Origin of the sequence: Methanococcoides sp. LMO-2 (assembly GCF_038432375.1) — an archaeon.
GTDB classification, from domain to species: Archaea; Halobacteriota; Methanosarcinia; order Methanosarcinales; family Methanosarcinaceae; genus Methanococcoides; species Methanococcoides cohabitans.
The window spans coordinates 73,588-94,536 of sequence record NZ_JBCAUS010000002.1; the positions used below are offsets into that span (position 1 = coordinate 73,588).

General features: G+C 44.2%; 20 protein-coding genes. 9 read left to right on the plus strand and 11 right to left on the minus strand.

Annotated elements, in window-relative coordinates; translation table 11 throughout:
- Positions 1-24: 24 nt before the first annotated feature.
- Together mmrce1 and WOA13_RS00535 are read left to right on the plus strand one after the other, a co-directional pair.
- Positions 25-855, plus strand: a complete 831-nt coding sequence (gene mmrce1 / locus WOA13_RS00530) for an MmRce1 family CPBP family CAAX prenyl protease (protein ID WP_342126052.1) — start codon at positions 25-27, stop codon at positions 853-855.
- 42 nt (positions 856-897) lie between these two features.
- The gene (locus tag WOA13_RS00535; RefSeq protein ID WP_342126053.1) at positions 898-1,455 is read left to right on the plus strand and encodes a class I SAM-dependent methyltransferase; all 558 of its coding nucleotides are present in this window, start codon (positions 898-900) and stop codon (positions 1,453-1,455) included.
- Between the two features lie 109 nt (positions 1,456-1,564).
- On the opposite strand, the gene WOA13_RS00540 is transcribed toward WOA13_RS00535, so the two are convergent.
- The 8 genes from WOA13_RS00540 to WOA13_RS00575 all read right to left on the minus strand — a co-directional run bounded on the left by WOA13_RS00540 (position 1,565) and on the right by WOA13_RS00575 (position 7,384).
- Complete coding sequence (locus WOA13_RS00540; RefSeq protein WP_342126054.1) at positions 1,565-1,879, minus strand: DUF8060 family membrane protein; 315 nt, start codon at positions 1,877-1,879, stop codon at positions 1,565-1,567.
- 11 nt (positions 1,880-1,890) lie between these two features.
- Positions 1,891-2,823, minus strand: a complete 933-nt coding sequence (locus WOA13_RS00545; protein ID WP_342126055.1) for a DUF7490 domain-containing protein — start codon at positions 2,821-2,823, stop codon at positions 1,891-1,893.
- A 75-nt stretch (positions 2,824-2,898) separates the two neighbouring features.
- A complete protein-coding gene (locus WOA13_RS00550) occupies positions 2,899-3,690 on the minus strand; it encodes a hypothetical protein (protein ID WP_342126056.1) in 792 nt (263 codons plus the stop codon).
- Positions 3,691-3,851: 161 nt separating this feature from the next.
- Positions 3,852-4,949 (minus strand): hydrogenase expression/formation protein HypE, encoded by a 1,098-nt coding sequence (gene hypE, locus WOA13_RS00555; RefSeq protein ID WP_342126057.1) that lies wholly within the window; start codon positions 4,947-4,949, stop codon positions 3,852-3,854.
- 48 nt (positions 4,950-4,997) lie between these two features.
- Positions 4,998-5,654, minus strand: a complete 657-nt coding sequence (hypB, locus tag WOA13_RS00560) for a hydrogenase nickel incorporation protein HypB (protein WP_342126058.1) — start codon at positions 5,652-5,654, stop codon at positions 4,998-5,000.
- A 21-nt stretch (positions 5,655-5,675) separates the two neighbouring features.
- Positions 5,676-6,059, minus strand: a complete 384-nt coding sequence (locus WOA13_RS00565; RefSeq protein ID WP_342126059.1) for a hydrogenase/urease maturation nickel metallochaperone HypA — start codon at positions 6,057-6,059, stop codon at positions 5,676-5,678.
- 1 nt (position 6,060) lies between these two features.
- Complete coding sequence (hypD, locus tag WOA13_RS00570; RefSeq protein ID WP_342126060.1) at positions 6,061-7,149, minus strand: hydrogenase formation protein HypD; 1,089 nt, start codon at positions 7,147-7,149, stop codon at positions 6,061-6,063.
- A gap of 4 nt (positions 7,150-7,153) precedes the next feature.
- Positions 7,154-7,384 (minus strand): HypC/HybG/HupF family hydrogenase formation chaperone, encoded by a 231-nt coding sequence (locus WOA13_RS00575; protein WP_342126061.1) that lies wholly within the window; start codon positions 7,382-7,384, stop codon positions 7,154-7,156.
- 173 nt (positions 7,385-7,557) lie between these two features.
- On the opposite strand from WOA13_RS00575, the gene WOA13_RS00580 reads away from it, so the two are divergent.
- The 3 genes from WOA13_RS00580 (at position 7,558) to WOA13_RS00590 (ending at position 10,987) form a co-directional block, all read left to right on the plus strand.
- Positions 7,558-8,628 (plus strand): hydrogenase small subunit, encoded by a 1,071-nt coding sequence (locus tag WOA13_RS00580; protein WP_342126062.1) that lies wholly within the window; start codon positions 7,558-7,560, stop codon positions 8,626-8,628.
- Positions 8,628-10,415 (plus strand): nickel-dependent hydrogenase large subunit, encoded by a 1,788-nt coding sequence (locus WOA13_RS00585; protein ID WP_342126063.1) that lies wholly within the window; start codon positions 8,628-8,630, stop codon positions 10,413-10,415. Before WOA13_RS00580 ends, WOA13_RS00585 begins: the two co-directional genes overlap by 1 nt.
- A gap of 71 nt (positions 10,416-10,486) precedes the next feature.
- Positions 10,487-10,987, plus strand: a complete 501-nt coding sequence (locus tag WOA13_RS00590) for a hydrogenase maturation protease (RefSeq protein ID WP_342126064.1) — start codon at positions 10,487-10,489, stop codon at positions 10,985-10,987.
- A 99-nt stretch (positions 10,988-11,086) separates the two neighbouring features.
- Here the strand turns inward: WOA13_RS00590 and WOA13_RS00595 are convergent, their stop codons facing one another.
- On the minus strand, positions 11,087-11,272 hold the full coding sequence (locus tag WOA13_RS00595) for a DUF1059 domain-containing protein (protein ID WP_342126065.1): 186 nt from the start codon (positions 11,270-11,272) through the stop codon (positions 11,087-11,089).
- A 279-nt stretch (positions 11,273-11,551) separates the two neighbouring features.
- On the opposite strand from WOA13_RS00595, the gene hypF reads away from it, so the two are divergent.
- The 3 genes from hypF (at position 11,552) to WOA13_RS00610 (ending at position 17,135) form a co-directional block, all read left to right on the plus strand.
- Entirely contained in the window at positions 11,552-13,825 is a 2,274-nt protein-coding gene (gene hypF, locus WOA13_RS00600; RefSeq protein WP_342126066.1) for a carbamoyltransferase HypF, read from the plus strand.
- A 384-nt stretch (positions 13,826-14,209) separates the two neighbouring features.
- Complete coding sequence (locus WOA13_RS00605) at positions 14,210-15,829, plus strand: SulP family inorganic anion transporter (RefSeq protein ID WP_342126067.1); 1,620 nt, start codon at positions 14,210-14,212, stop codon at positions 15,827-15,829.
- A 238-nt stretch (positions 15,830-16,067) separates the two neighbouring features.
- Positions 16,068-17,135, plus strand: a complete 1,068-nt coding sequence (locus tag WOA13_RS00610) for an exonuclease/endonuclease/phosphatase family protein (RefSeq protein WP_342126068.1) — start codon at positions 16,068-16,070, stop codon at positions 17,133-17,135.
- Between the two features lie 114 nt (positions 17,136-17,249).
- Here WOA13_RS00610 and WOA13_RS00615 read toward each other — a convergent pair whose 3' ends face one another.
- A complete protein-coding gene (locus tag WOA13_RS00615) occupies positions 17,250-18,179 on the minus strand; it encodes a hypothetical protein (protein WP_342126069.1) in 930 nt (309 codons plus the stop codon).
- A 283-nt stretch (positions 18,180-18,462) separates the two neighbouring features.
- On the minus strand, positions 18,463-19,398 hold the full coding sequence (locus tag WOA13_RS00620) for a UbiA family prenyltransferase (RefSeq protein WP_342126070.1): 936 nt from the start codon (positions 19,396-19,398) through the stop codon (positions 18,463-18,465).
- 233 nt (positions 19,399-19,631) lie between these two features.
- Here WOA13_RS00620 and WOA13_RS00625 point away from each other — a divergent pair, with 233 nt between their 5' ends.
- On the plus strand, positions 19,632-20,933 hold the full coding sequence (locus WOA13_RS00625) for a phenylacetate--CoA ligase family protein (protein ID WP_342126071.1): 1,302 nt from the start codon (positions 19,632-19,634) through the stop codon (positions 20,931-20,933).
- Positions 20,934-20,949 lie beyond the last annotated feature (16 nt).

Consider the following 20,949-nt stretch of genomic DNA (forward strand, 5'->3'; position numbering starts at 1 on the left):
GTAATTAAGAACTGGAGAAATGGAATGATACCCAACTACGATTACAAACCTGGCATCTATTATCTTTCAACTTTTATCATAACCTATGCTCTCTGGTTTGCAGGAGCATATCTAAGCTTTCAGGATGGCGGAGAAGCTCTATATATGTTGCTCATGCTGCCAGGGCTTATGGCACCATTTCTGATATCAATTGTCATGATCATCAGGTCCAAAAATATGGATCTAAGAAGGGATTTTGTTAACAGGCTGATCAACATAAGACTTATACAACCAAAAATCCTCCCTGTATTCATTCTATTAATGCCTCTGTCAGTCCTTGCATCGATCTTTATCTCCCTGTTGTTCGGGGGATCTACGTCACAGTTCCAGCTTGCTGAAGGCTTCTCCTTCTCTACCGGATTTGTCCCGGTATTGTTGCTGCTTTTACTTGCAGCAGGCTTTGAAGAGCTGGGATGGCGAGGTTATGCTTTTGATAGCCTGCAGAGCCGGCACACATACTTCAAGGCCTCGCTTATTTTCAGCACACTGTGGTCACTCTGGCACTTCCCTCTGATATTTGTCAACAATTCCTATCAGTATGAGATATTCCACGAAAGTTTCTGGTATGGCCTGAATTTCTTTGTCAGTATCGTCCCCATGGGAATGATAATCAGCTGGATATGCATAAAGAACAGGAAAAGTATCATTGCTGCAATTGCTTTCCACTTTATTGTTAACATGTCGCAGGAGATCCTGGATATATCCCAGACCACAAAGATGATTGAAACCGGAGTTCTCATTATTGTGGCTGCTGCTATCATTGGATATGATCGGGAAATGTTCTTTTCAAGGGAACATCTTGCAGATTTAAGTTAACTATATGTTCCATGGAATCTAATTATTTTTGAGGGGTATATTGTGAACATTCGATACAATCGTGTATGTCCGGCTGCGATCTCAGGCATTCTGGATAACAGGATAAGAAGATGGTTCCAGAAACCCCGGGAGATACTAGATCCTTATATCAAAGAAGGAATGACAGTTCTTGATCTTGGATGCGGTCCCGGTTACTTCTCAACAGAAATGGCCCGAATGGTCGGTAGTTCCGGTCTGGTCATAGCGGCTGATCTTCAGGAGGGGATGCTTCGAAAACTCGAAAAGAAGATCCAGGGTACGGAGTTGGAGAAGCATATTGTACTACACAAGTCTGAAGAAGATATCATTGGTATATCAGAGAAGGTCGATCTCGCAATAGCCATTTACATGCTCCATGAGGTTTCAAAGCCGGAAAAGACCATCAATGAGCTGGCTTCCATTGTAAAGGCCAACGGGTTACTGTTCATAGCAGAACCATATCTGCATGTTTCATCGAAGAGATTTAATGAGTTTGTCAGGACGGCTTTAGATAATGGTTTCACTATTGTGGAAAGGCCAAATCTATTTTTCAGCAGGGCAGTTGTTCTGAAAAAGAAATAATGTTTCCTGTTTCCTGTTTTTCATATCTCAGAATATCTGGAGGTTTTGTAACCTCGCTTTTCGTTACTGATACGTTATCAGGTTGCAGAAGCGAGGTCATTCTCCTTGATCATTTTGCCAAAAACATCTTGATCATGTAAACTCCCATAACCACGACCATCAGACTAAAGACTGCCTGCATGAGTGCCTGATACCTGGGATTAAAAAGGGCAAATATTGCTTCCTGCATGCTAAAAAAGAAGGAGAACAGGGCAATGAATATCAGAGCCACAAGGACGATCACCACTGCAGCATTAACGAGCTTTTTGAAAGATTCGTCATTGTTGTTGCGGTTTGAAGTTCTTCCTTTTGTATTCGCATTTTCCATTGCGGGAACTTCCTCTTCCCGTTTTTCCATATTATACCTGTCTTCTTCCTCTGTCATATTATCCCCCTTCATTTTCTTTGCTTTTTACTGCTTAGTATTCCTCTGTTAACAATCCCGGCTGTCAGAAGGATTGCTGTGAGTGTAAGCAGGATCTGGAATCCCGGCATTGCATCTTCATCTGGTTCTTCGACTGGTTCGTCTGTTGGTTCCTCAACAATTGGTGTGCCTTCTTCTACAAGTGGATACGTATTGACAACGTCTATTTTATAGATCTCATCTAGCTTTACAGGCGCCGGGTTTTCAGATATGGCAACTTCCCGTCCGTTCTCTTCAACAACAACTGTAAATGTGTAATCGTCATTCCTCGGAAGGACAAAACGAACGTTTCCCCTAACCCTGCTCGATCCTTTGAGTATCCCGAGTTCGTCACTTTCAGTATATGCTGTGTATGGGTCCACCCTTGCTGTTACGATCATATTTAGGGACCTGGAATCTCCTCCTTCATTGTAGATGCCAGGGGAGACATCAACCACGGCTTCTCGATCTGAGTTCACGAATTTTGTGATAACAAGGTTCATGTCAGTGAGCTTGATATTCGCTGGCTGGTCAGCTGATGGTTTTTCTTTCACGGTAACGAAAGTGCCCATCTCTTCCAGAAGTCTGTCATCCTCAAAAAGCTGGACTTCGACCACATACTTTCCGGCTTCCGGAACCTCAAGTGATGCACTATTGTATGCCATGGATTCAGCTTTTACGTATCCCATGTCCAGATCCTTTTCTGCTACGATCAGTTGTGTGGTTTGGTCAATCACCTTGATCTTTACAGAAAGCATTGAACTGTCAGAGCTCTGATCGTTTCGGATATAGGGAGTTACTGTCAGGAGAGCACCTTCTTCCTGGGTAGTGGACATCACATCTATGTCCTGAATAAAGACATGCTCATACTCCCTATAAAGGTCGTCTGGTGTTTCAACACACCCGGAAAATGAGATTACGATCAAACTGATGGAAATAAAAAATAAAAATAGGGACCTTTTAGATCCCGATATTTTAAATCCCATGGGAATCAGACCTGGTTAAAGTTTTACTTTAAGCACGAGGGATTGGGTATCAAGAACATAATCTCCCTGCATTAGTGTTACAGACACATCAGTTTCCCCGTTAGGTGCATCTTCAAGGATTGGAAGTTCAACACCACGGGTATATGATGTACCGCCCCTTGCCATTGCCTGGGTTATGTTGAAACTTGCATTTCCTCCGATAAGCTCATTCTCAATATCGATATATACAACAAGGCTATCTGCAGGGATCGTGCTCTGTCCACTATTTTTAACTGAGAATTTTACAGTAACATTTTCACCCTTTTCAGCTTCCCAGGTGGAAACTGGTGGAGTTGCAAGCAGATTATCTATATCTTCTACAAAACCTACGAATTGCAATTCTGCATCTGGGAGAACCACGGTCTGGACTGGAATGTTCTTTGTCTGGATCACAGGTTTCTCATCTTCATCAAGGCCTGATGCATATGATATGGTCAGCATTGTGGTATCTTCTACTGAATCAAATGCAGGGGCCTGTATCCTGGCATTAACAGTTGCTTGCTTGGTTGCAGGGATGTTTATGTTAGAAGTGTCCCCGAGAACCGTAAAGAGGCCGAAAGAACTTACGCTTACGGAATCGATCGGCTGGCTGGTATTGTTGTTCAGGACAATTACAGATATTTGCTGTTCCTGGAATTCCTTCATGACTATTGGTTCTGTACTCACGATGAGATCTCCTGATGTCACAGGAGATATGGTCGTCGTAGATACACAACCAGAAGCAAGGATTGCTAACGCGATGAATATCAGTCCTATATTTTTATTCATTATACATCCTCTTTGAAATTTATAATATGTAACAAAATTAGCAAAGAAGTTATATAAATTTTACTAGTTACTGATTAATATGGATATAATTTAACGAAACAACTTCGTAAAAACGTCATGTCGTTTGAAAAGTTAAAAGAGAATCAGATTCAATTCATGTTTCAGCAGATACGTGGTATAAGATCGCCTGTAGGCGGGTCCACATATCTCATGCTACCAATTGGTGTCCTCATCAGAACCTTCCCTAAATTCTCTTCTGTTGCTTCTCCTATGATAGCAGCATCTTTGCCATACTCATGTTCACGAAGAATTGCCAGCACTTCTTCTGCATGTTCAGCCTTGACACAGATGACAGCTTTCCCTTCATTTGCTACTTCAAGAGGGTCTATTCCAAGCATTTCGCAGGCAGATGCTACTGATTTCTTTATAGGCAGGTCATTTTGCTCAATGAGGATCCCTGTTCCGCTTTTCTGAGCCATTTCGTTCAGTGTGCCTGCAAGTCCTCCTCTGGTAGGGTCCTTCATGGCTGATATGGCAGGCTTTCCTTCGATAGTTCTTATCTGAACAACGTCCTTTAGCATATTCCACAAGGGAGCCACATCAGACACCAGATCGGTGGTAAGTTCGAATCCTTCCCTGTGAGCCAGAAGCGATATCCCATGGTCACCTATGGTGCCTGTAAGTATTATTTTGTCACCGGTACACAAACCGCAGTCCCTTATCACTTCATTCGCTATTCCGATGCCTGTAGTGTTAATTATGATAGAGTCAAGTCCGTTTCTTTCCACCGTTTTCGTATCGCCTGTTATAATAGGGACATCCACCTCTTCTGCAGCTTCGCTCATTGATCTGACTATTTTCTCAAAAGAGCTAAGTTCAAATCCTTCAGGCACAATCATTGCACATGTAAGAGCAAGAGGTTCAGCTCCCATTACTGCGAGATCGTTCACAGTGCCTGAGACAGCAAGCCTGCCAATGTTGGAATCCGGGAAAAAGGCTGGTTTGATCACATGACTGTCTGTGGTGACCACGATCTCACCAGGATTATTGCAATTGCTATTGTCATTACTGTTACCATTATTGTTGTTATTTTCAATTATACTTGAGATGTTTATCGTTGCACCGTCATCGAGATCATCAAGTCCCACAAGTCCTGCAGATCTGCCGGTTATGTTGTTGAGGATCAGGTCACGTATCAGAGCCTGCATCGGCTCTCCGCCTGCTCCGTGTTCCATCTTTATGACATTATCGTTTGGCATGATTCTCACTTAGGTCTCTCAGGTTTATATCTATCAGAAACAGGTATATTATTCTTCAATATACGATTCAATATACTCTATCCATCTGTCAATGCTTATCCTGTCATTTTTAGAGGTTAGCAGTACCGGAATTGATGGTTTCAATTGCTTGATGTCAGCCTTCATTTTTGCAGGATCAGCATCTACAGCTTCACTGATGTCAACTTTGTTAACGATGGCAAGGTCTGAGCTTTTGAAGATCATCGGATGCTTCAGAACAGTATCATCACCTTCACTTACACTTACGATCACAACACGGACGCGTTCACCGAGTTTGTAATCAACAGGACAGATGAGGTTCCCCACATTCTCAATGAACAGGATGTCAATGTTCTTAAGGTCCAGATCCGCCAGTGACCTTTCCACAAGTTTTGCATCCAGATGACATTCACGTCCGGTGTTTGCAGCTACCGTTTTCACACCAAGCTTTTCGAAACGGGATGCATCCATCTCTGCAACAACATCCCCTGCAATGACCGCTATCCTGTAACGGTCTCCGAGTGCATTGATCGCCTCTTCAATAAGTGTCGTCTTCCCTGAACCGATGGCTCCCATGATGTTCATGGTGAAAACCCTGTTCCTGATCAAAAGCTTCCTGTTGCTCTGTGCAATTTCATTATTGGCTTTCAGGACATCCTTATTAACGTTTACAACATGCATCAGCATTGATAAATCCCCTTTCTTATTTCATATTTCGATATCTATCGTTCGGATCATGAGCTCATCCCCACCCAAGAGCTGAAGAAGCTTACCGCATACCGGACAGGTCTGAATTGCATATTCGTAAAGTGATGGCTGATCTTCATCACGAAGTTTATCCGGAACTCCTGCATCTCCTCTGTATCCGCATTCACACTCTCCGGATGGTGGAACAAAATTCACATTGACCTTCGCCCCTTCGGCAATACTATTCCGGGAAAGGACATCAAGGCAGAATAACAACTGTTCCGGACTTACATGGGTAAGGCCGCCTATTTCCAGTGTTATGGAATTTACTGCAATCGCTTTATTTTTGTCTGCTGTTTCTATCACAGTTTCAAATATCTCACAGGCAAGTGAATACTCATGCATTTTATATTCCCTTATTATGTCTGTATTTGTACCAGTTATAGCATGTGCCTTCCAGGCTTACCATACAGGGCCCGACCGGATCTTCTGGTGAACATCTTCCGCCAAAGAAAGGACATTGGGAAGGTTGGGCGCGTGCTGTCAGTATCTCAGCACACATACATTCTTCGTAAAGGCCAGTTCGATTACTATCGGTTTCTGAAACCTTCCTGTCATGTAAGACCTTTTCATAGATCTCAGCATGGACATTCGAAGCATCGAATTGCTCAAACTCCGTTCTCAGAGCAAGTCCTGAATTTTCGATCATCCCGATTCCCCGCCATTTGGTATCGGTCTGCTTAAAGACCTGATACATCATTTCCCGGGCCTTAATATTCCCCTCAGCATTTACTGCACGTGGATATGCATTCTCAACAGAGGAGCTGCCGGATTCGATCTGGTTTTGTATCATGGCTATGCCGAGCAGAACATCCAGAGCTTCGAAACCTGTTACTACGATCGGAAATCCCTTTTTTGAAATGGGTTCATATGGATCAGTTCCAATGATCGTTGAAACGTGACCTGGTGCCAGGAATCCGTCAACTTTCGTATCCTGTGTGAGTATCTCCATTGCCGGAGGCATGAGTTTATGGCTTGTCAGAATACTGAAGTTCTCAGGCACACCTCTCAGCAAGGCAGCAGCATTGGAGGGTGCAGTGGTCTCAAATCCGATCCCGAAAAATACGATCTCTTGAGTCTGGTTATCTTCTGCGATCCTTATGGCATCATCGATGCTGTAGACCATGCGAACATCACATCCCTCTGACCTTGCATCGAACAGACTTCCTGCAGTTCCGGGAACCCTCATCATATCCCCAAAAGATGTTATCACCTTTCCGGACCTCGCCAGTGCAATTGCAAAGTTGATATCCTCTGCAGGGGTCACACAAACAGGACATCCGGGGCCACTTAACAGCTGAATATCCTCGGAGATCACATCACGAATTGCATATTTTGATATGGTCCTTTCATGGGTTCCACATACATGCATTATCCGGAGAGGGGTGGCATGTTCATTGATCCTTGATATCAGCTTTTGCTCAATGTTTTCCATAATATCAACTGAGGTTCATCACATCTCTTAGCAATTTGAGAATTTCTTCACTCTCTTCATCAGATACCAATGAGATGGCATAGCCGACATGGACAAGTGCATATCTGCCTATAAGGGAGCTATCAGCTCCTCCTATTAGATCAAGGTTCACTTTCCTCTTTATACCCCCGATATCCACAGTAGCCGTATTTTCATTCAGGATCGAAGTTATTTTTCCCGGAATGGCTATGCACATACTATAAAAATGGAATCTTTTGTATTTAATATGTGGTGTCCGCTAGTAATGATTAGATTGTTATTTATATCTGAAAGTAAAATAACTACAATAGTGGGATGGGTTTTATTGATCAATTTTAGTGTGAATTTATTTGGATCCATTTCAGCGATAATTCATATTGAGATGGTCACTTGAGTGAGGAAAATATAAATTCAGATAACAGTGGCAATGATTTTGACTTCTTAAGAATGGACTGGCACAAGTTCCTTAAGGCAAGAAAGGCGGGCGGCGGGTTCAAGCTTCTGGAGTCCTATCTGAATGATGATCCGGGAGATCATGATTTTCCTGAGACTCGTGTACTGTGGATCCAGGGAGCCCAATGTACAGGTTGTTCTGAGTCTTTACTGGATGCTTCCAATCCTGCACTCCTGAAGGCATTCGAGATACTGAACATAGATCTGAAACGTCATGAAGCGTTCCTTGCACATCAGGGGCTATTTGTTGATGGGGAGCCTGCCAATACTTCAGAACTAAATTCAGAAATACTTCTTGATGAGATAAGTGAACAGGGCAACTATATCCTGATGGTAGAGGGTGCAATTGCGAACGGTCCCCATGGTTCGGGGAAATATTTCATGTCCGGAAACCGCAGCAGCAAGGAAATGTTCAAAAAGGCAGCCCGGAATGCTGACCTGATAATAGCTGTGGGTACCTGTGCTGCATACGGTGGCATAAATACTGCCGGGAGCGACATCGTTGATATTCTGGATTATCGGGGTGTTGCCTTTACGAAGAAAGATCCTTCAAAAGGCATGTTGAAGCTTCTCGGGATAGACAAACCTGTGATCAACATCCCGGGCTGTCCACCTCATCCTGACTGGATAATCTATACGTTAAGTGCAATTATATCCGGTAATGTTAAGATACCCGATGACCTGCCTGAGGTGCTGGATGAATTTGGCAGGCCAAAGGTCTTCTTCCCGCCGGATCATAACGTTCACAAGGACTGTCCCAGAAAGAAGTTCTTCGATAATAAGGAATTTGATACCTGTGTTGGTGGGGAGAAATGCCTGCTGAGAATGGGATGCCAGGCCTTTCTTGCACATGCTGACTGTGCACTGCGCAAATGGAATGACGGGCACAGTTACTGTGTGCAGGCAGGTTCCCCTTGTATTGCATGCGTGGAACCGGATTTTCCTGATAATGCAAGACCACTGTATTCAAGCAAGAAAAACAGGAAAAGAAAGGAGGCTGATCAATAATGGTCCGTGTAACAGTAGACCCCCTTACAAGGGTAGTAGGTCCTTTAAGGCTTGATACTGAGGTCGATGAGAACGGTATCATAACGGAGGCCAGAAGTTCCAACATGATCTTCAGGGGGTTTGAACGTATATATCGCGGTCAGGACCCGAGGGATTCAATTCTCCTTTCCCAGAGGATATGTGGGGTCTGTCCGGTGGCACACTCCATAGCTGCTGTCAATGCACTTGATGATTTATATGGCGTTGCCGGATCTGTTCCAAAGGATGCACTTGTTGCAAGGAATATCAATCATGGACTCAATACGATCTCAAATCATTTACTCCATTTCTACATCCTGTGGGGTCCGGATCTTGCAAATCCTGCCTATGGTAATGTACTGTCCACTTTCGGGAACCTGGGATCTTCGGTATGGAAAGAATTTCTTGGGAGATTTGCTCCGATCAGCTACAAGATCGATGGGGAAGCTATTCCTCCCGGTAGTTCATATGTTGGCGTAATACCGATGAAGAAGATACTGCACGATGCCGGTGCTGTTATAGGTGGTAAGATGCCCCACCAGACCGTCATGTATCCCGGCGGAGTTACGAACAACCCGACGGCTTCGGATGTTCAAACTATGTCATCGATCATGTCAGAAGTGGTAGATTTTCTGAATGCTACTTCGATAGGCATACCCTTCGAGGAATGGGTTGGGAACACGTACATGGCATCTTCTCCAAAGAAAGCCGCGGATTTCTTTATTGAACATCTTCACGAACTGACCGAAAGGTCACTCCGGACAAACGACCTTTCACGTTCAAATGGCTGGGGGGATCTTGAACTCTATTCCGCATTAGGCTCGGAACTGATCGGTGAAAAAATACTGGGACTTCCAATAAGTCTCAAGCACGACAAAATGAGTGGCTACAATGATCTTTCGAAGATCGGCTTCCTTTCATATGGGGATTTCTACAACGTGGAACACGAAGGTTATGAACCAACAAGTCCTGCAGGTGATCGTTTCCAGACCTCCGGTTTTATGACCAGCTCGCTGGAGTATCATAAATTTGATTCAGATAAGGTCACGGAAAGTGTAAAACATTCCTTTTATGACGACTATGAAGGCGACAAACATCCGTATGAAGGGGTTACTGAACCTTTTACCGATCCCGATCGGATCGATTATCAGGATTTCTCTGCGGAAAAATACACATGGTCCAAAGCTCCCCGTTATGAGGGCATCCCCTGTGAGGTGGGTCCGTTCTCCCGTCTGCTTATCATGAAAGAGCCACTTGTTACAGGTCTTGTGCAATTGTTCCAGGACAATGGATATTCTCCTTTCAACAGCTTTACCAGAATGATAGCACGCATGCAGGAATTGTTCATAATAACCAATGAAGTGATTCAATGGATAACAACAGACCTTGATCCAAATGGAAGGTTCCGGGTGGATGTTGACATGTCAGCAGCAGAGGATTCCAGGGGAATGGGTATTTGTGAAGCCCCCAGGGGTGCACTGGGTCATTGGGTCATAACAGATAACGACGCAAAGGTCGCCAATTACCAGATCGTTACACCAAGCGCCTGGAACCTGAGCCCACGGGACAGTGAGGGGGTACCCGGTCCTCTTGAACATGCATTGATCGGTTCCACGATATCTGCTGTTGATAACTGGCTGGGAGTCGATTTCAGCAATCCGACCGGCATATTACATGTGGGGAGGTCCTATGATCCCTGTATCACATGTGCTGTCCACACCATCGATCTGACAGGGAAGAACCCACCCGGCATGGTCAGACTGCTCTGAGGATCTCTGGGATCAAAATGTTATCAGAATGCATACTGGAATATACACTGGAATTCACACAGGAGGTCTGAATGTCTGAATATGATCCATCTGTTCGCATAATCGGATGCGGGAATCTTTTAATGGGTGATGATGGCGTTGGTGTGAGGGTTGTCGAAGCTCTTGAGAAGATGGGGGATAGTCTTCCAAAGGGTATTGATATCCTGGATGCCGGTGTGTGTGGTCTGGATATTCTGAACCTTCTGGAAGGTGTTGATAAGGTCATTATTGTTGATTCAGTGGTTGGCATTGGAACTGCAAAAAAAGGTTCGATTCTTCGTTTTGATCTTGAGGACCTTTTGAGCAAAGCCAATGAGCACGTTGGAATTTTCTCTGCCCATGATTTCGGAATTTCTGATATCCTGATCATTGCAAAACATGTTCAGAATCTTCCAAAGATCGTCATTTTTGGGATAGAGATAGGTGAGATCCAGCAGGATATTTCAATGGACCTAAGTCCGGAGGTTCTTGCTGCAGTGGACAGGGTCATTCCCTATATTGTTGAGGAAATAGATCATGCTCTCAAAATATGATTCGAGATTTTATCTAAAAAAAGTTGAATAAAAAAATAGTTGTATTCGGATGTTACTTCCCGGTTATGAGCAAGTCATCCAATTTTACGACGATTGGTGTTATTCTTCCTTTATTGCTGCTTTGATCTCTTTTTGAGTTTCAGGATCATTTAGTTGTTCATCAGTGTAACCATGTTCTTCTTTGGCGTGCTTTACAGCAGTTTCCATCATTTCATCCACGGTTGTTCCTTCAGCAACAAAGGGACAAGCAACCCCAAGATCTTTACAAGCTAATTTGTATGTCATAAGTCATAACCTCCCGACTTATAGTATCTTATCCCTTCTATTTAAGGCCGGTGCAAAATGCTCAATTCAATATAATAAAAAATTGAATTCCTGTTCGTATGAGCCTTCTATGGAAATAACATGTGAAGAAACCCATTCATGGAGTGGCTGGTGCTCAATGTTTTCTTTTAGAACTCATGCATTGCTTTTCTCTTCACTTTCATTGTCAGGCAAGAAGGGTCCCTCGAACAAGGAAATCATGAGGTATATTTATAGTATTTTGAACCAGTTACATTAAAGATGCAAATTCAATGCAGGAAGATCAATGTTACTGGGGTAGTGCAGGGTGTTGGCTTTCGCCCGTTCGTATATCATATTGCGACAGAGAACGGACTCTGTGGGTATGTGAAGAACACAGGAAATGATGTAGAGATAGTCGCAGAAGGTGAAATAGAGGATATCGAACATTTTCTCCACGAGCTACAGAGCAAAAGACCTCCGCTGGCATCTGTTGAGCAGGTAAGAACGAAAGTTTCCCGTGTATCGGGCTTTTCCGATTTCTCTATACTTGACAGTGAACAGGATGAATCTGTCAGGTCCATTATCCCACCTGACACTGCTATCTGTTCTGATTGCCTGCGTGATATGTATGATAGTAAGGACAGGCATTTCCATTATCCTTTTACGTCCTGTACAAACTGCGGGCCGAGATATTCAATGGTAAGTTCTCTTCCTTTTGACCGGAAAAATACCAGTATGGCTGAATTCCCCCTCTGCTTGGAATGCAGTTTAGAGTACAAACTTCCGTCTGACAGAAGATTTCATGCACAGGCCACTTGTTGTCCGAATTGTGGGCCTGTACTTTCACTCACCAACGAAAGCGGTGATGTCCTTGCATCTGGACATGATAGCATTGTCAAATGTGGTGAACTCATAGACGATGGATCAATTGTTGCGGTTAAAGGATACGGGGGTTTCCATCTTGTCTGTGATGCCACTTCAGACAGAGCGGTCTTGAAGCTCAGGGGTTCCCTAAACCGTCCTGCACAGCCTTTTGCGGTGATGGCGAAAGATGTTGAGAATGCATCTTCTTTTGCTTGTATCGATGCAGAAGAGAGTTCTATGTTACAAAGCAGGCAGCGTCCAATCGTTGTGCTGGATAAAAATGATGAGTTTTCACTATCCGATCACACTGCTCCTGGTCTGCACAACATCGGGGTAATGCTACCTTATTCAGGCACACATCACCTTCTGTTAGACCATACTGATTCGGATGTTTACGTGATGACATCTGCAAATCTTCCGGGTCTCCCTATGTTGATCGATAATGAGGAGGCATTGTTATATCTCGATAAGATAGCAGATTATTTCCTGTTTCATAATTATGCTATCGGGAACAGAACCGATGACTCCGTCATCAGACTTGTTAATGGCAAAAAAGCTTTCATAAGACGCTCCCGTGGTTTTGTACCTGAGAAGATAGAGCTTCCGTTCCCGATAGATCCAGCGATCGGTGTGGGTCCCGAACTGAACACCACCGTTACGCTGGCAAGGGACAACAGTGCATATGTTTCCCAGTATATCGGGAACACAAGGCATTTTGAGACCGCTCAGTATCACAGGAAGGTTGTTTCCAATTTAGAAAGGTTGACAAAGATCACCCCACAGCGATGGGGTTGTGACATGCATCCGGATTTCAATACCACCCATTTCGCACAGGAGCAAGGTGGGAATAACACGGTCTTCGTGCAGCATCATTATGCACACATCGTTTCGCTAATGGTGGACAATCTTTTGCCAGCCGATTCAAGTATCATTGGCATCGCTCTTGACGGTGCAGGATACGGGGAAGGTGGAGCAATATGGGGTGGAGAGATCCTTGAAGCCACGTATTCCGGTTATGAAAGAGTTGCTCATCTTATGGAGCAGCCGATGCCGGGCGGGGATATGGCTGCGATATATCCTTCACGTATGGTTCTGGGGATGCTGCATGATGTTCTTGAGGCGGAAGAATTGAGGGAACTTCCTCTTTGGTTCAAGCATGGTGAACCGGAACGCGACATTGTATTGCAGCAACTGGAAAATGGTGTGAACATTGTCAGAACGAGCAGCTTCGCAAGGGTGCTTGACAGTGCTGCAGCACTTCTTGGTGTCTGCCATTATCGCAGTTACCAGGGTGAGCCTGCAATGAAACTGGAATCAGTTGCAAGAAAAGGTGTGCATGATCTGGATCTGCCTGTCGTTTGCAAACGAGGAGTGCTTGATACTACCAGCCTTTTGTATGGTCTGTACGAAAGGCTTGATTCACATGAAGTTTGTGATCTGGCATATTCCATAGAAGATGCACTTGCCGTTGGGGTTGCCGAACTTGCTGTGTCAGCAGCTAAAAAAAGGAACATTGATGTTATAGGGCTCAGTGGGGGAGTTGCATACAACGAGCACATAATATGTCGTATCTGTGAAGTTGTAAAGGATTCGGGGTTTGAATTCCTTACTCATAACAGAATTTCGTGTGGGGATGGCGGTGTTTCCCTGGGGCAGGCAGTTGTTGCAGGATATAGTGCTTTTACCTAGTGAGCATTTCAATAATAAATTTTGATCATTATTTAATTTTAATCTTTTAGCTAGTTGCCAACATCTGTCTGATTAAATTCACAAATGATTCTGCTAACCCAAAAACTATTTACCCTATTAACATGTCTAACGCAATCAATCGACTGCATTTAAAAAATTAGCAATCGGTGATGGAGCCCGTGGAAATTAACTCATCAGTCATCTGATCTGTTGGATATGGTCTTTGATAGCCACAGGTTTCGTCCATGTGTCCTGAGTCATTTCTATGTCGGTCTGATGCTTTTTTTCGCTTTCGTGCTTCATGATTAAAAAATGAATGGATTTAAAGACTTGATCTTAATGATAAAAGAACATAAAATTAGAACCTACTTTGAAGAATAGTTTTTGAGCGACCTTAAAGCAGGTTTCATCACGGCTGTTGTAGCACTCCCGCTTGCCATCGCATTTGCACTGGCATCCGGTGTGGAACCTGTGATGGGACTTTATACTGCGATCATTGCAGGTGTCCTTGTATCCGCTTCTGGCGGTTCACGCTATTCAATATCCGGTCCCACAGGCGCAATGACCGTTATCATCCTTTCCACTGTCAATATTCATGGTGTGGAAGGGCTGTTGCTTGCAGGATCCCTGGCAGGTCTGTTCCAGATACTCTTTGGAATCATGAACCTGGGAAAAGTTGTGAAATATATTCCCCTGCCTGTGATCTCAGGATTTACCAGTGGCATTGGTGTGATCATCCTGATCGGCCAGCTGTCCAATTCCTTTGGCCTTGTGCTACCTGCACGTGAGCATGTCTGGGAAACCGTATATGATGTATTCATATCCCTTGGAATGGCGAACACCACAGCAGTCCTCATCTTCGGCAGTACCATTGTCCTGATGCTGTTGCTTCCAGGCATGCTCTCAGGATACCGCTATTTGAACAAAGTTCCTGCATCCATCGTGACACTTGTCATCTCGGTGATAGCTACGTATTATTTCCGTCTTGATGTCCCGATAGTCGGAGACATCCCCGGCAATATTCCGCAGTTCCACATGCTGAATTTCGACCTTGAGCTCATGTATGCAGTTCTGCCTGCTGCTTTTACCATAGCTTTGCTCGGTTCCATAGAATCACTTCTGTGTGCGGTGGTCTGTGATGCAATGACAAATACAAAGCATGATAGCAAGAAAGAACTGATCGGTCAGGGTCTTACAAATGTCCTTCTGCCTTTATTTGCAGGTATTCCGGCAACAGCTGCAATTGCAAGAAGTGCAGTGAACATCAGGGAAGGTGCCAGGACACGTATGTCCGGAGTAATACATGCCCTCGTATTGTTTGCGATCCTGCTGTTCTTCGGCCCCGTCGCAAGGTACATTCCAAAGGCCTACCTTGCAGGAATCCTGATTTTGGTATCCGTGAACATGATCAACATCGAAGAGTTCAGGACCACCATGAGGATCAGTAAGATGGATACCTTCGTCCTGCTTGCAACCTTTGCACTGACAGTTCTGACGGACCTTGTATTTGCTATTCAGGCAGGCATGTTCCTTTCCATAGTCCTGCTGTTCATACGCCTGACGAACATAATTGACATAAGTTCCATGGAGAACTATGACCCGTCTGAAGGGATCAATGCTACGATAAATTCCGATCCGTACCTTGATGAGAACGTAGCTGTCTATACGATAAACGGTCCGTTCTTCTTTGGGGCGATGAACGTGTTCGAGCACAAGGTCGATGAACAGATCAAAATGAGCAAAAAGCACATCGTAATACGAATGCGCTATGTTCCTTTCATTGATACCACAGGCATCGAAAGGCTGAAAAGCTTCATTTCGATCCGTAAGAAAATGGGTCAGAAGGTCTATCTGACAAGTGTCCAGCCATCAGTAATGGCTGTTATTGATTCTGACCACGATCTTAGTGGAATGATACGGGAGAAGGACGTACTTGTATTCAGCAGGACTCAGGAAGCTCTTGGTTTCCTGAAGTCTATCGGGAAGGGTGGAAATGGAAATTGAGCTCTAATCTTGTTATTCTGATATGGCTTCAGTTCTGAGATCTGAGTTGAAACTGACGTAGTTGAAATGATTGAGTAAATAGAGTATGATCTGAGTGGTTCGGGGGTGACATCCTCTACCACTCGTTTTTATTTTTCTGAAATTTGATGTGGAATGCCAAAGCAGTCTTCTGTATATTTAATAACTTTATTATAATATTACATCACAAAATCTATACTTCCATAAATGAGGTATAGAAATGCTAAAAAAAACAATCCTTATCTTATTTTTATCAATATTCCTGCTATCTTCCGGTTGCTCGGATTCCACAGAAGATCTTGCCGGTTCAGTGGAGGAAGTCGCTACAGCTGCAGCCGAGGTTTCAGGTGCGATAGAAGAAATTGAAAATGAATTGAATGAGCTGGAGGAAATTGGCGAGTCCGTTGACACTGTACTTTCTGATGTAGATGATATTGAAGAGAATGCAGACGGGAATACTGCAGGTGACACTAATGAAGAAACACCTGTGATAAGCAATCCCTCGTCTGATGGCGAAGATCTCCGTATCGGTGCCTTCAACATCCAGGTGTTCGGTGTGACAAAGGCATCAAAACCGGATGTAATGCTGGTTCTTGCAGACATCGTCCGCACCTACGATATCATTGCCATTCAGGAGATCCGGGACTCTTCCCAGACCGCTCTTCCTGACCTTGTGAATCTTGTGAACAGCGATGGCTCACAATATGATTATGTCGTAAGTGAGCGCCTCGGAAGGACTTCCAGCAAGGAACAGTATGCATATATCTACGATACCACGACGGTTGCAGTAACCGGAATTCCTGAGACCTATCCTGAGCCGGAGGGAACCGATCCGTTCCACAGGCAGCCATATATCAGTTCATTCAGTGCGGTAGGTGGAGATTATGATGCAGTTCTCATGGTGATACACACCGATCCGGACGAGGCTACAGAAGAGATCAATGCTCTTGATGATGTCCTGGAATATGCACAGATGTCCTATCCTGATGAAGGTGACTTTGTCATCATGGGTGATTTCAACGCTGACGGAAACTACTTCGATGAAGACTCATCCAGTGATCTTGACAGTTACTTCTGGTTGATCGATGATAGTATTGATACTACCACAAAGAGCACTGACTACACTTACGACAGAATAGTCATGACCGATACTTCCGACATTGTCGGTGATAGTGGTGTTTTCAGGTATGATCTTGAATACGGTCTGTCCGAAGAAATGACTGTGGCTGTATCAGACCACTATCCGGTCTACATGGAGGTCAGATGTGATGGTGACAGTGACCTGTGACCGTTGCAGGTGAGATCTCTTTCCGATAAAAAAGAAAACTACCAATTCAGTAGTAATTGGTAGTTTTTGCTATTTGATCCTGTAAGTTATTAGCTGTTTGTTATTTCCTGATGATCATACTGCCAGGGAATTCATAATCATACCAACGATGATCAACACGACGGCACCCACTACCCAGAACTTGATGATCTCGCCCATTGGCAATTTCATTGCTACCGGTTCAGAAATGGTGCATTGTGGTGTTGCCTGTGGAACTGCAGCTGAACGTGAGGCGGATGGTGCCGGTGTAGGTGCAGGTCTGCTGACCGGTCTCTCTGAAACCGGTTTTGCAGCGGGCTGCTCTCTAACAGGAGCTGGTGCTTTTTCTTCTGCCGGTTTCCTGACAACAGTTGGTTCAGGTTTTGCTCTTACAGGGGTCTCTGGCTGAGCAGGGGTTGAAGCTAGCTGTTCTTCAACTTCGTTGAGCTCCTCAACGATCACATTTGTTTCTGGTTGGGAGTATGATCCTGAGCTTGTGCTAAAGGAATCTTCGCTCTTTTTCGCTTCGTTCTCTTTTGCGATCTCAAAGATTGCCCACTTTTCGTTGTTGGCATCGGAGCTCTCTATGTTTGCCTCTGGTTCGCTTGCAGGGGTCTCAAAACCCATGGTTGCGTTGTTCTCAGGTGTTGAGAACGTTGTATCTTCCATGAATGAGCTTCCAATCTCCTGGTTCTCTTCCTCTGCGAACATCGTGTTAGAGTTAAAGCTATTGGAATCAAATGAATTGCTTTCTGTATAACTTTCGGGTTCCTGGCTGAATGCGCCTGCTGCACCTTCGATGTCATCTGCTCTTGCACGGCTTCCCATGGCAGCATCAATCATGCCAAGCTCATCCTGTGCATCTGCAAGAAGCCTTAGTGCCTGCACATTCTCCGGTTCTATCAACAGGCATTTTGTGAAATACTGGACCTTTTTATCCAGGCTTTTTGTCTGCACACCAAGATCGAACCAGTTCTTAGCGCTCTGGTCCTTTTGTTTATCCTTAAGATTATTTATAAAACCCATCTGATTACCTCTGGGACAGCCCTCATCATATTTCCACAGTTATTTGCGGAAATACCTGCCCAATATAATAATATTTGAAAGCTATAAATATATGTGCCTTGATCCAGGTCTATCGCCGTACCAGTTTATTCTGAAAATACTTGTAAGGTCGATCTCAAAAAAGTCAGAGAATGGAAAAATATCATTTAAGATCAGGGATATGGGAAAGTACCATAACCGGTATGGCCATGGTGTCCATTATCTTTCCCTGTTTTCTCACTAACTTTACTTCTTATTTGCTCACTCAGAGGACGTTTGTGATCTCTGATATGTATGGGACCATGCGGAAGAACATTGAACCTGAGAATATCAGGACGAACCAGATGAATGGTTCTCCGGCTGCAAAGAGGTAGCTTTTGTGGTCCTTTCTTGACCTGTCTACCTTGTCAAGATAGTTCTGGGCGTAGAAGATCACCGGTACGATCATCAATGCTGTGTATGGTATGGCTTCGATGTATGCTCCGTAGATAAGTAGTATAGCAGTAACGAAATTGATGGCGATCAGGGTCATAAGACCTTTCCTGTATCCGTAGATCGCAGGGAATGTGCGGAGTCCTTTCTTCTGGTCACCTTCGATGTCCCTGATATCAAAAAGGATCTGTATCCCGGTCATTCTCAGGAATATAAATGTGGAGATGATCAGAGCTTCCATTGTGATCGGATATGAGTAATATATGAACATAACATACACAAGTATGGCCCAGACCATTGACACAAAAATATTTTTGAATGCAGTTATCTTCTTTGTCAGACCTTTAAAGTATGCCTGGTATGTCACTCCGAGGAAGAGGATGGCGAATCCGATGAGCATGTTCGGAATGTCACTGTAGAGCACGTAAATGGAAGCGATGGACACGATGGATCCGTATAATATTCGGGTTATTGTCTTTGAATCATTTTGCCGGAAATAGTTTGCACGTGTTGAATTTGTTTTCTCATCATCTTCTGTTCCATTGAAGTAGTCATAAAGGTAGATTATGTAGAAGGTCAGGTAGATTATGACCAGAAAATCCCATGTTATGGGTATCTCAAAAAGGATCGAACACATAAATGCAACACAGATCGCACCAAATGCGAAGATATGTCCTCCATATATGAAATCAGCCCATAGCTCCTTAATTGTGTCTAATGTTTCTCTATATATTCTGCCATTTCCTGTTATATTGAATGCTTCGTTCATGTTTTCCCCTCAAAAAAACAAGTCTGTTCACAAAGCAGCAATATATGAACATAAGATAAGTTTTATGTCAACAAAAATATATTTCATGTATGTATGATTTTTTATATAATCTTGCAATGTCTTTTTGTGGCTCATAAAAAAATGAGGTATTTCCGGTTTGCATTTCCAATGTCCGGATGATAGGAAATAATTTAAAGATTGAATCCAATCAGAGCTGAAAAGGTGATCATCTCATGAAATACTGGCAGCCAAAATTTGAAACAATGAATCACGATGAACTTCGGGAACTGCAATTGAAGCGTTTAAAGAAAACGGCTGCAGCAGTCTATGACAATGTTCCTTTCTACAGGGAGAAGTTCGATGCTCTTGGTATAACCCCTGATGACGTCAAGACCCTTGATGATATCAAGAAATTGCCTATGACCCGAAAAACAGATCTTCGTGACAACTATCCTTTCGGCCTTTTTGCTGTCCCGAAGGATGAGATCGTCCGCATCCATGCATCTTCCGGTACAAGCGGTAAACCTACCGTTGTCGGATACACTGCAAAAGATATCGAGACCTGGGCAGATATGATGGCCCGCAACTTCACAATGATCGGCCTGGATGCCAGTGATGTTTTCCAGAATGCCGTCAACTACGGTCTTTTCACAGGCGGTCTGGGTTTCCACTACGGTATTGAAAGGCTGGGTGCCATGGCAGTCCCAAGCGGAACCGGAAATACCGTTCGCCAGATCGAGATGATGCAGGACTTTGGTGTCACTGCTATCCACTGTACTCCTTCTTATGGCCTTTACCTTGCAGAGACCGTCAGGGAAATGGGCGTTGCAGATAAATTATCATTACGTGTAGGCTGCTTTGGTGCAGAACCATGGTCCTCCAGCACAAGGAAAGAACTCGAGGATGCTTTCCAGATAAAGGCTTATGATTCCTACGGACTTTCCGAGATGATGGGCCCGGGTATTGCTTTTGAATGCCAGGAGCAGGACGGCCTTCACATCTGGAGCGATCACTATATAGTAGAGATCCTTGATGAGAACGGTGAAGAGGTCGCAGAAGGAGAGAAAGGAGAGATCGTACTTACCTCACTGACAAAGGAAGCACTTCCTGTTCTCAGGTATCGTACCGGTGATATTGCCAGGCGTCTGGCAAGCGAGTGTCCATGTGGTCGTACAAGTGACCGTATCTCAAGGATCCTCGGAAGAGCAGATGACATGCTCATTGTAAGGGGTATCAATGTGTTCCCATCTCAGATCGAGGATGTCCTTGTGAGGATCGAAAAGATCACCGACCAGTTCGAGATCTATCTTGACAGGAACAAGAAGAAGCTGGATGAGATCACTGTAAGGGTCGAGCTCGATGAGGATGCTTTCACCGGTGAGATCGGTGATCTTGCAGCAGTAAAGAGGGTAGTTGAGGGCGATCTAAAGAGCGTCCTGAACATCAGGGCCAATGTCGATCTTGTGGAAAAGGGAACCATCCCGAGAAGCACAGGCAAGGCAAAGAGGGTCTTTGACAGAAGGGAAGCTATCTGATCCCTTCTTTATTTTC

Excerpts from the sequence above, each read along its gene's own strand:
- mmrce1 (WP_342126052.1), top strand. The coding sequence starts at position 25 with ATGATACCCAACTACGATTACAAACCTGGCATCTATTATCTTTCAACT.
- WOA13_RS00540 (WP_342126054.1), bottom strand. The coding sequence starts at position 1,879 with ATGACAGAGGAAGAAGACAGGTATAATATGGAAAAACGGGAAGAGGAA.
- WOA13_RS00550 (WP_342126056.1), bottom strand. The coding sequence starts at position 3,690 with ATGAATAAAAATATAGGACTGATATTCATCGCGTTAGCAATCCTTGCT.
- hypE (WP_342126057.1), bottom strand. The coding sequence starts at position 4,949 with ATGCCAAACGATAATGTCATAAAGATGGAACACGGAGCAGGCGGAGAG.
- hypB (WP_342126058.1), bottom strand. The coding sequence starts at position 5,654 with ATGCTGATGCATGTTGTAAACGTTAATAAGGATGTCCTGAAAGCCAAT.
- WOA13_RS00565 (WP_342126059.1), bottom strand. The coding sequence starts at position 6,059 with ATGCATGAGTATTCACTTGCCTGTGAGATATTTGAAACTGTGATAGAA.
- hypD (WP_342126060.1), bottom strand. The coding sequence starts at position 7,149 with ATGGAAAACATTGAGCAAAAGCTGATATCAAGGATCAATGAACATGCC.
- WOA13_RS00575 (WP_342126061.1), bottom strand. The coding sequence starts at position 7,384 with ATGTGCATAGCCATTCCGGGAAAAATAACTTCGATCCTGAATGAAAAT.
- WOA13_RS00585 (WP_342126063.1), top strand. The coding sequence starts at position 8,628 with ATGGTCCGTGTAACAGTAGACCCCCTTACAAGGGTAGTAGGTCCTTTA.
- WOA13_RS00590 (WP_342126064.1), top strand. The coding sequence starts at position 10,487 with ATGTCTGAATATGATCCATCTGTTCGCATAATCGGATGCGGGAATCTT.
- WOA13_RS00595 (WP_342126065.1), bottom strand. The coding sequence starts at position 11,272 with ATGACATACAAATTAGCTTGTAAAGATCTTGGGGTTGCTTGTCCCTTT.
- hypF (WP_342126066.1), top strand. The coding sequence starts at position 11,552 with ATGCAAATTCAATGCAGGAAGATCAATGTTACTGGGGTAGTGCAGGGT.
- WOA13_RS00610 (WP_342126068.1), top strand. The coding sequence starts at position 16,068 with ATGCTAAAAAAAACAATCCTTATCTTATTTTTATCAATATTCCTGCTA.
- WOA13_RS00615 (WP_342126069.1), bottom strand. The coding sequence starts at position 18,179 with ATGGGTTTTATAAATAATCTTAAGGATAAACAAAAGGACCAGAGCGCT.
- WOA13_RS00620 (WP_342126070.1), bottom strand. The coding sequence starts at position 19,398 with ATGAACGAAGCATTCAATATAACAGGAAATGGCAGAATATATAGAGAA.
- WOA13_RS00625 (WP_342126071.1), top strand. The coding sequence starts at position 19,632 with ATGAAATACTGGCAGCCAAAATTTGAAACAATGAATCACGATGAACTT.